We start from the raw sequence: 1,383 nt of genomic DNA on the forward strand, positions 1-1,383 counted from the left end.
GCTATCTTTATCTTTGCTTGGTGCTCTCGCATTTAGAGGAGGCACTCTGAGTATTGCTTGGTCATTGCTAATGTTTGGTATACTGTTAACTACGATTGGAGATGTTTGGTATTTTTATCTACAAACATTTGATGCATATGTTGAAGGACATCCTGTTGAATTATTGTGGTATTCTAGTTATTGGGTTATTACTTATGGACTTTACAAACATAAAAAAGCAATTTAGAGAATTTGAGAAGGTACGTATTCTTTTGTAATGTTTCTAGTCCTCTCTAATCTTTTGAGAACAAATCTTGCAGTTTCACTGACATCTGGATTTGGATCGTTTAATGTTTTTTTAATCTCATTTTCTACCTCAAATGCTCGCATCAATCCTAGTGATTCTATGGCTTCATGTTTGACTAATGCACTTTTATCGTAAAATGCAGAATTTACCAAATTTGGTATCTTTTTTCTCATGTTTCTTGCAGCAATTTGAAAGCAGGCTTCATGTTTTACCACTCCATTATCATCATTTTCTAAAATCCATACCATTAGGTCTGCAACTTTGTCAAAAATTGGCTCTTTAGGACCTGCAATCTCTGCAATCTCTCCTGCTAACCATACGGCATCCCAACGTCTAGATTCATCTCGCTCATTTTTTATTATTGGTTCGCAGAACTCTAATCTTTTTTGTAATGGCATCTCACGAACTCGATCCTCATCAATCACTGTTGCGCTCATTCCCATTAATGGGAATTTATCATTAATAACTTTTTATTTGATTTCCATAACGAAAATCATTTATTATTAAGTACTTAAAATGATACATAATGAATGAGATTGATAGGTTTTTTGCAAATTCTGTAGAATCCATTATAGTTGAAAATCTAGGTCATTCAGCTCTTTCAAAAATTAAATCACGTCTATCTGAAAAATTTGGAATTGGTATCTATGAATCCCTCTCGCAATTTAGTAAATTTGATATTGTTTTAAGAGAATTTTTTGGAAAAGGTGCAGATTCAATCGAACGAAAATGTTTTGAATCTATATTATTGTTAGACTCTAAATCTATGAAAAACAATGACATGTATATTACAATTAAAGATAACGACTTGTCAATGCTATTTCTTGAAACATTTGGTGATGAAATGAAAAAGAATATGATAAACTGTGTTACTGACAAGTCCATGACTATATATGAAATACTACGAAAATGCGACATTCCGCAGACTTCGGGGTATAGAAAAATAAAACAATTAATTGAAAATAATTTTTTAACAATTCAAGGTCATGGAACTTCATCTGATGGTAAAAAAATTCCTAAATATACATCTGTTTTTGAAAATATCAAAATAGATATTGAAAAAAATAAAGTTTTGGTATCTGTTAAAATTAAAAAGG

At 31.0% G+C, this 1,383-nt stretch carries 2 protein-coding genes and 1 pseudogene; 2 read left to right on the top strand and 1 reads right to left on the bottom strand.

The window, feature by feature from the left end; translation table 11 throughout:
• A pseudogene (locus tag BG20_RS12440) lies at positions 1–226 on the top strand (histidine kinase); the annotation flags it as partial.
• Here the strand turns inward: BG20_RS12440 and BG20_RS08220 are convergent.
• Entirely contained in the window at positions 223–723 is a 501-nt protein-coding gene (locus BG20_RS08220) for a HEAT repeat domain-containing protein (RefSeq protein ID WP_238527570.1), read from the bottom strand. The pseudogene BG20_RS12440 and the gene BG20_RS08220 overlap by 4 nt on opposite strands.
• An 89-nt stretch (positions 724–812) precedes the next feature.
• Here BG20_RS08220 and BG20_RS08225 point away from each other — a divergent pair.
• Positions 813–1,383: hypothetical protein (locus BG20_RS08225; RefSeq protein WP_010193563.1), on the top strand; the 571-nt coding region annotated here is incomplete at its 3' end.

The organism is Candidatus Nitrosarchaeum limnium BG20 (assembly GCF_000241145.1).
Lineage (GTDB): Archaea > Thermoproteota > Nitrososphaeria > Nitrososphaerales > Nitrosopumilaceae > Nitrosarchaeum > Nitrosarchaeum limnae.